The organism is Mycobacterium sp. (assembly GCF_051006775.1).
Taxonomy (GTDB): Bacteria; Actinomycetota; Actinomycetes; order Mycobacteriales; family Mycobacteriaceae; genus Mycobacterium.
Map to the genome: position 1 here is coordinate 1 of NZ_JBPCSX010000093.1, position 7,084 is coordinate 7,084.

General features: G+C 66.8%; 5 protein-coding genes and 1 pseudogene. 5 read left to right on the forward strand and 1 reads right to left on the reverse strand.

What is annotated here, in order from left to right; all coding sequences use genetic code 11:
* A partial coding sequence (locus ACR2JI_RS06805) for a bestrophin-like domain (protein WP_526389322.1) occupies positions 1 to 482 on the forward strand: 482 nt, incomplete at its 5' end.
* A gap of 9 nt (positions 483 to 491) precedes the next feature.
* Here the strand turns inward: ACR2JI_RS06805 and ACR2JI_RS06810 are convergent.
* Complete coding sequence (locus tag ACR2JI_RS06810) at positions 492 to 2,078, reverse strand: FMN-binding glutamate synthase family protein (protein WP_526389323.1); 1,587 nt, start codon at positions 2,076 to 2,078, stop codon at positions 492 to 494.
* Between the two features lie 135 nt (positions 2,079 to 2,213).
* Here ACR2JI_RS06810 and pheS point away from each other — a divergent pair, with 135 nt between their 5' ends.
* The 4 genes and pseudogenes from pheS to ACR2JI_RS06830 form a co-directional block, all read left to right on the forward strand.
* Positions 2,214 to 3,260 carry a phenylalanine--tRNA ligase subunit alpha gene (pheS, locus tag ACR2JI_RS06815; RefSeq protein ID WP_526389324.1) on the forward strand — a complete coding sequence of 349 codons (1,047 nt, stop codon included), beginning with the start codon at positions 2,214 to 2,216 and terminating at the stop codon, positions 3,258 to 3,260.
* Positions 3,260 to 5,749: a phenylalanine--tRNA ligase subunit beta gene (gene pheT / locus ACR2JI_RS06820; RefSeq protein ID WP_526389325.1), complete on the forward strand. Its 2,490-nt coding sequence runs from the start codon at positions 3,260 to 3,262 to the stop codon at positions 5,747 to 5,749. The genes pheS and pheT overlap by 1 nt, the downstream gene beginning before the upstream one ends.
* A gap of 64 nt (positions 5,750 to 5,813) precedes the next feature.
* Positions 5,814 to 6,650 (forward strand): hypothetical protein, encoded by an 837-nt coding sequence (locus ACR2JI_RS06825; RefSeq protein WP_526389326.1) that lies wholly within the window; start codon positions 5,814 to 5,816, stop codon positions 6,648 to 6,650.
* Positions 6,651 to 6,675: 25 nt separating this feature from the next.
* Positions 6,676 to 7,056: pseudogene (locus tag ACR2JI_RS06830) on the forward strand (N-acetyl-gamma-glutamyl-phosphate reductase); the annotation flags it as partial.
* Positions 7,057 to 7,084: the final 28 nt, after the last annotated feature.

Below are 7,084 nucleotides of genomic sequence, written 5' to 3' on the forward strand. Positions count from 1 at the left end.
GCAACTATGCGGCGATTGTTGCCGACGGCGAACTCATGTCCGGACGAATCGATTCGACCGCCGACGGACCCAATGCGCAACTGCTCAGCGCGGTCCGGGGCATCGTGGAACTGGACAAGGCCGGCAGGCTCGACGGCAGCGATTCGAAAATCCTCCTCGATTCGCTTGCCGCCATGACCGAAGCGCGCAACAGCCGGTTAAGTCAGCCGCATCCGATTCTTCCGTTTCCGCTCTTCGTACTCGTTACCACGTTGGGGGTCTTCACCATCGTCGTGGCGGCAGCGTATCCATCGGGTCCGGACCGTCGGCTCAAGTGGATCCAGTCACTGACTGCTTTCGCGGTGGTCGCCAGCCTGCTCGGCACCGTGCTCTTCCTGGTCAACGGGGACAGCGGTTGGCTACGCGAGCATCATCTGCGGCCGGTCCAACTGTTCATGGAAGAGACAGCCCCGACGATGGCTGGTGCGCCGGCTCGGCGCTGAGAGGCTCGCTCAGACGAACTCGTCGGCGCTAGCCTCGATCCAGTCCGACAGCCAGGTGTCGGGCGGACTCTCCAGTAATTCACCGGGCATCAGCCACTCGTATATCTCGGCATAGGTGCCGGTGCGGTAGGAATCGATCCGCCGGTTGAGCATCGACGGTGTCAGCTCGGCGAAGCTGTCCAGGCCCATCGATGCGACCATCTGCGCGGCGCTGGCCACCGTCCCCTTCTGGAAGTTGGCCACCCGGTCGATCTTGTCCGGCACGTCCAGGGCACGGGCCAGACCCTTGTCCTGGGTGGCCACCCCGGTGGGGCAGCGGTTGGTGTGGCATTTCATCGCCTGAATGCACCCGACCGCGAACATCATGGCGCGGGCCGCCAGGGTGAAGTCCGCACCCTGGATAACGCGGCGGACGATATCGAAGCCACTGGCCACCTTGCCGGACGCGCCGATCCGGATGTGCTGTCGCAGTCCGGTCCCGACCAGACAGTTCTGCACCATCATCAAGCCCTCGGTCAGCGGCATACCGACGTGGTCCTCGAACTCCTGCGGTGCGGCTCCGGTGCCACCTTCGGAGCCGTCGACGATGATGAAATCCGGAGTGATACCGGATTGCAGCATGGCCTTGCAGATCGACAGGAACTCGGTGCGGGAACCGATGCACAGCTTGAACCCCACCGGTTTTCCGCCGGAGAGGCTGCGCAGCGTCGCCACGAAATCCATCAGTTCGCGCGGCGTGCCGAACGCGGTGTGCGCCGGCGGGGACACCACCGTCTGGCCGACGGGCACCCCCCGCGTCGCGGCGATTTCCGGGGTCACCTTGGGACCGGGCAGCACACCGCCCAAACCTGGCTTGGCGCCCTGGGACAGTTTGATCGAGATCGCCTTGACCGACGGCAGTGCCGCCTTCTCGGTGAACTTCGCCGCGTCGAAATGTCCCTCGGGCGTGCGGCATCCGAAATAGCCGGAGCCGATCTCCCAGATCAGATCGCCACCGTGCTTGAGGTGGTACGGGCTGATCGCCCCCTCGCCGGTGTCATGGGCGAAACCACCCCGGGCGGCCCCGCCGTTCAGCGCCTCGATGGCATTGCCAGACAGCGCGCCGAAGCTCATCGCTGAGACGTTGAGCAGGGCGATGTCATAGGGCTGGGCGCAGTCCGGTCCGCCGAGTCGCACCGTCGGGGTCAGATCGGTGGCCATCTTGGCGCGCAGTGAGTGTCGGAGGAACTCGGTGCCGACGGAGTTGAGATTGTGCTCGGTGCCGAACGGTTCGTCGCTCTTAATGCCCTTGGCCCGCCGGTACACCGCATCGCGGGTCTCACGGTTGTAGGGTGCACCGTCGGTGTTGGACTCGATGAAATACTGATAGATCTCGGGCCGGATCTTTTCGGCCAGGAACCGGGCGTGGCCGAGGATCGGGTAGGCCCGCAGAATCGAGTGCCGGGTCTGAACCAGATCCCAGGTACCCAGGGCGGCGAAGCCGAGGACGATGATGCCCAGTACCAGGGACACATGCGGGTGTCCGGTCTGCGGGCCGAAGCCGATGAGGGCGAAGCCCACCGCCCAGACTGCCGCCACGATCAAGGCCCTGATCATCTGCCATCCTCCCGACAATTGCCCACGAGGCGTCATTGTGGCATCACTTATGATCTCCAGATCAGCACTTGCGTCACACCCGTGCCGCGAATATCCCCGTCAGCCGATTCCTGTCAGCAAGGAGAGTTCCGCCGCGTGGGTGAGCCATCTGCCGATCTGCTCTCGCAGGCCGCGCTGACCGGCGCCGTCGCCGCGGCCTGTGCCGCGTTCTCCGCAGCCGCAGACCTCGACGGACTGACCAGGGCCAAGACCGAACATCTCGGTGATCGCGCGCCGCTGGCCCTGGCCAGGCAGGCGATGGGCACCTTGCCCAAGGAGGACCGGGCTGAGGCCGGCAAGCGGGTCAATGTGGCGCGCACCGAGGCCCAGGCCGCCTTCGACGATCGGCTCGCGGTTCTGCGCGCCGAGCGGGATGCGGCGGTGCTGATCGCCGAGGCCATCGACGTCACCCTGCCCTCGACGCGTCAGCCCATCGGGGCGCGTCACCCCATCACAATCCTCGCCGAGCACGTCGCCGACACCTTCATCGCGATGGGCTGGGAACTGGCCGAGGGACCCGAGGTGGAAAGCGAGCAGTTCAACTTCGACGCGCTGAACTTTCCCCCCGATCATCCCGCCCGCAGCGAGTCCGACACCTTCCATGTCGCGCCGGACGGGTCACGGCAGCTTCTGCGCACCCACACCTCACCGGTCCAGGTGCGCACCCTGCTTTCCCGCGAGCTGCCGGTCTACATCGTCTCGATCGGCCGGACGTTCCGCACCGACGAGCTCGACTCCACCCACACCCCGGTGTTCCATCAGGTCGAGGGTCTGGCGGTGGACCGCGGGCTGACCATGGCGCACCTGCGCGGAACTCTCGACGCATTCGCCCGCTCCGAGTTCGGCGCAGACGCCCGCACCCGGATGCGACCGCACTTCTTCCCGTTCACCGAACCCTCGGCGGAGGTGGACATCTGGTTCCCGAACAAGAAGGGCGGCCCGGGCTGGGTGGAATGGGGCGGTTGCGGGATGGTCAACCCCAATGTCTTGCGGGCCGCCGGAATCGACCCGGAGGTGTACTCCGGCTTCGCTTTCGGCTGCGGGCTGGAGCGGACCCTGCAGTTCCGCAACGGCATTCCGGATATGCGCGACATGGTCGAGGGTGATGTGCGGTTCTCGCTGCCGTTCGGGGTCGGCATCTGATGCGCCTTCCCTATAGTTGGCTCCGCGAGGTCGTGGCGGCCGGGGCGCCGGGATGGGATGTCGAACCGCACGACCTGGAGCGAGCGCTGATCCGGGTGGGCCATGAGGTCGAGGACATCATCACCCTTGGCCCGGTCAGCGGGCCGGTCGTCATCGGCCGGGTGACCGGATACGGATCGGTGGAGGCCAAGAAGCCGATCAGGGCCTGCACCGTCGACGTCGGCGAGGGTCAGGACCGCGATATCGTGTGCGGCGCAAGTAACTTCGCCGTCGGTGACCTGGTGGTGGTGGCACTGCCCGGCGCGATGCTGCCCGGCGACTTTCACATAGTCGCGCGCAAGGTCTATGGCCGGGTGTCCGACGGCATGATCTGCTCGGCCACCGAACTCGGGTTGGGGTCCGATCATTCCGGCATCCTGGTGCTGCCGGCGGGCACCGCCGAGCCCGGCGCCGATGCGCATACGGTGCTGGGGCTCGATGATGTGGTGTTCGATCTCGCGGTCACCCCGGATCGCGGCTACGGGATGTCGGTGCGCGGGATCGCACGTGAGATCGCCTGTGCCTACGACCTGAACTTCGTCGACCCCGCCGATATCACGCCGCTGCCGGTCGAAGGTCCCGCGCTGCCGGTCACCATTGCGCCGGGCACCGGAGTGAGCCGGTTCGCGCTGCGTCCGGTCACCGGCATCGATCCGAACGCGCAGACGCCGTGGGAGATTCGCCGCCGGCTCCTGCTGTGCGGCATCCGGCCCATCTCACCGGCCGTCGACGTCACCAACTACGTCATGCTCGAACTCGGTCACCCGATGCACGCCCACGACCGGAGCAGGATCAAGGGTGATTTCGCGGTGCGGTTCGCCCATCCGGGGGAGACCGTCGTCACCCTCGACGATGTCGAGCGCAAACTCGATCCGGGTGATGTGCTGATCGTCGACGATGCCGCGGTGGCGGCCATCGGCGGTGTGATGGGCGCGGGCACTACTGAGATCGACGACAACACCACCGACGTTCTGCTCGAAGCCGCGGTGTGGGATCCCGCCGCCGTGTCGCGCACCATCCGCCGGCTGCATCTGGTCAGCGAGGCGGGACGGCGATACGAACGCTCCGTGGACCCGGCGGTTTCGGTGGCCGCTATCGACCGCTGCGCGAGTCTGCTCGCCGGAATCGCCGGTGGCACAATCGAACCCAGGCTCACCGACTGGCGAGGGGAGCCGCCCCGCGACGACTTCTCGCCGCCGCCGGTCCGGATGCCGATCGACCTTCCGGACCGGATGGCCGGGGTGATCTACCCCGACGGCGCGACGGTGAATCGGCTGACCCAGATCGGTGCGCGGGTCGAGGCTGATTCCGATCCGGCCTTCATCACCGTCACCCCGCCCAGTTGGCGGCCGGATATCAAGGCGCCCGCCGACCTGGTGGAGGAGGTGCTGCGACTCGAGGGCCTGGACGTCATCCCGTCGGTGCTGCCGCCCGCACCTGCCGGGCGCGGGCTGAGCGCGGGTCAGAGACGCCGTCGCGCGGTCGGCAAGTCGATGGCACTGGCCGGCTTCGTGGAGGTTCTGCCCACCCCGTTCCTGCCGGCCGGAGTGTTCGACCAGTGGGGTCTGGACGCTGATGACCCGCGACGCAACACCACCAGGGTGCTCAATCCGCTGGAGGCCGACCGTCCGCAACTGGCCACCACACTGCTGCCGGCGCTGCTGGAGGCATTGTCCCGCAACGTGTCCCGCGGTTTCGGTGATGTGGCGCTGTTCTCGATAGCTCAGGTGGTGCAGCCGACTCCGCAGACCCGCGCAGTCGAACGCATCCCCACCGATCGCAGGCCCACCGATGAGGAGATCGGCATCCTGGACGATTCCCTGCCGCATCAGCCGGTGCACATCGGTGCGGTGCTGACCGGGCTGCGCACCCCGCGTGGGCCCTGGGGTGCGGGCCGTCCGGTGGAAGCCGCGGACGCCTTCGAGGCGGTGCGGGTCATCGGCCGGGCGTGCGGGGTCGAGGTGACCCTGCGACCGGCTCGCCTGCTGCCGTGGCACCCCGGCCGGTGCGCTGAGGTGGTGGTGGACGGACGGGGCGTCGGTCATGCCGGCCAGTTGCATCCAGCCGTCATCGAACGGGCCGGGTTGCCCAAGGGGACCTGCGCGGTGGAACTCGACCTGGATTCGGTTCCGGTCGTCGAGACCCTGCGCGCACCGGAGGTGTCGCCGTTCCCGGCGGTCTTCCAGGATCTGAGCGTGGTCGTCGATGAGGGTGTGCCCGCGCAGGCGGTGATCGATGCGGTCCGCGACGGTGCCGGCGACCTCCTTGAGGACATCGCACTCTTCGACGTCTACACCGGCCCGCAGGTGGGCGAGAACCGCAAGTCGCTGACCCTGGCACTGCGGTTCCGCGCTCCGGACCGGACGCTGACCGAGGACGAGGCCAGTGCGGCCCGCGATGCGGCGGTATCTCATGCGCACGCGGCAGTCGGTGCGACCCTTCGGTCCTAGGTAAGCAGAAGGGGCTCGGATGAGTACGTCGTCGCTAGGCCGTAGCCGGGCTCAATCGGCCGCCTTGGCGGCCGTTTTCGCGATGGTGATCGGTTTCACCTACAGCGACGACGTCGTTGAGTTCTTCCTCGACATCACCGGCGCGCAGTTGGCCGGGTGGCGTTGGATCGTGGTCGCCATCGACGTGGCACTGCTTGCCGGTTCCGCTTTTCTGAAGTGGCGAATCGCCGTCCAGGCGCAACCCGCGCTCAGTCGGGGACGGTTCTGGCACAGGTTGGTGCGCAGTTGGTGGACGGTCGGTGCAGTGCTGATCCTGAGCCTGCATCTGGTCGTTATCGGCCTGGCCGGTACTGGAAGCGAAGTGCCGCTGGGGATGAACCTGCTGGTGTCGCTGCTGTTCGTGACGGCAATGGGTCTGGTCTTGGCGTCGACGCTGGACACCGAGATGGCACCGGGGATCGGCTGGTCACGTCATGGCTGGGTGCTGCCACTGGTGGTCGGCACCCTCGTCGTTCAGGTGGCTTCGGCGCTGTGGTTTCCGGTCATCGATATCAATGCCGGCTGCGCCAACGAAGTCTCCGACGTCTTCTTCAGTCAGATTGTGCAGGTGCTGCCGGTCCTTCTGATCACGCTCGGTATCGAGATGGGCTTCCTGCGACGCCGTGCCAGTGTGCTCCGTCCGGCCGATCGGGCCGCGCCGGTGTTGACCGTGTTACTGCTCTGCGCCGCTGAGGGTCTGGCCTTCTCGATGACCGTCAAAACAGATGGTGGGCATTGCGGGGTTGCGGCGGTGTGGCATGAATACATCGCCTTCGTAGTGTCGGTGCAAGCCCTCGCGATCGGGTTGGCCACCCTGGCGTGGCTGTTGGTGGCGGATAGCACCTCCAACGAGCTTGATTAATGAAGTTGCATCTGACTGCATAATCATGCAGACTGTGTCGGTGACATCGGTTGCGGTGGCCGGCGCAAGCGGATACGCCGGCGGAGAGATTCTGCGTCTGCTGCTGGGCCATCCCGGCCACGCCGACGGCAGTCTGACCATCGGCGCGCTCACCGCGGCGGCCAGCGCCGGAACCGCCCTGGCCGAGCATCATCCGCACCTGCTGCCGCTGGCCGACCGGGTCCTGGAGCCCACCGAGATCGGCGTTCTCGCCGGCCATGACGTGGTGTTCCTGGCGCTGCCGCATGGCAACTCGGCGGAGATCGCCGAACAACTCGGCCCGGACACGGTGGTCATCGACTGCGGCGCAGACTTCCGGCTGACCTATCAGGGCGACTTGGAGAGGTTCTACTGTTCGCCGAACGCCGTCACCTGTAACTAAGGCCTGCCGGAAC